This window comes from Corynebacterium lipophiloflavum DSM 44291 (genome assembly GCF_000159635.1).
GTDB classification, from domain to species: Bacteria; Actinomycetota; Actinomycetes; order Mycobacteriales; family Mycobacteriaceae; genus Corynebacterium; species Corynebacterium lipophiloflavum.
This window is the reverse complement of record NZ_GG667192.1, coordinates 204,859-205,518: the sequence shown is the minus strand read 5'-3', so window position 1 is coordinate 205,518 and position 660 is coordinate 204,859. Positions and strand designations below refer to the sequence as shown.

Here is a 660-nt window from a genome sequence, read left to right as displayed (position 1 = left end):
CTAGTGTCGCCCTCGCCTCCGCGATTCGTCGTGCGCTGCGCTGTACCTGCGCGAGGTTGCCGGCATCGTTCAGGTAAGGCAAGAGCAGGATCGCGTTCTGCGCCTCCTGTTGAGCTTGTTCAGCCTCGAGGATCGCCTCCGCATCTTGCTGTGCGACGAAACACTCCGGGCCCAGCGTTGACAACCCGCGTTTAGCTTCGGTTGCTTCCCTTTCCGCCTCCGCGACTTCGGGGTAGAAGCGGTGGTTGGGAGCGATGTCCACGGCGCGGCCTAGGCCTTCCCGGGCGAGTTCCGCATTGATCAGCGAATCGTCGACAAAGACCCCTGCCAAGCTCCGCCCGTACTTGTCCAGCCTCTCTTGATCAAACTCGAGCTCCACCACAGAGCCAATAGGAAGGCGATCGACGAGGTACTGGCGGGCTTCGTCGGCAAGGCATTCAGAGGGCGCCCCGTCACGACCGATTTCGGGTGTATCCACGTTGAGGAACCGGATGCGTGTCGTCTCGCCGTCGAGACGCACATCAATCGTGTCACCGTCGACAATTTTCTCCACAGTTACTGGGCTTGCTCGAAGGAGTTCGATGGCTAAGGCACCCGTCAGACCGATCGCTGCGATCCAACCCACGGTCTTTAACAGGCTCAATGAATCCTCACGTTTCC

1 protein-coding gene is annotated in these 660 nt (G+C 60.2%); it reads right to left on the bottom strand.

Going from position 1 to position 660, the window contains the following annotated elements:
• Nucleotides 1-643: thermonuclease family protein (locus HMPREF0298_RS04160; RefSeq protein WP_211205422.1), on the bottom strand; the 643-nt coding region annotated here is incomplete at its 3' end.
• Nucleotides 644-660 lie beyond the last annotated feature (17 nt).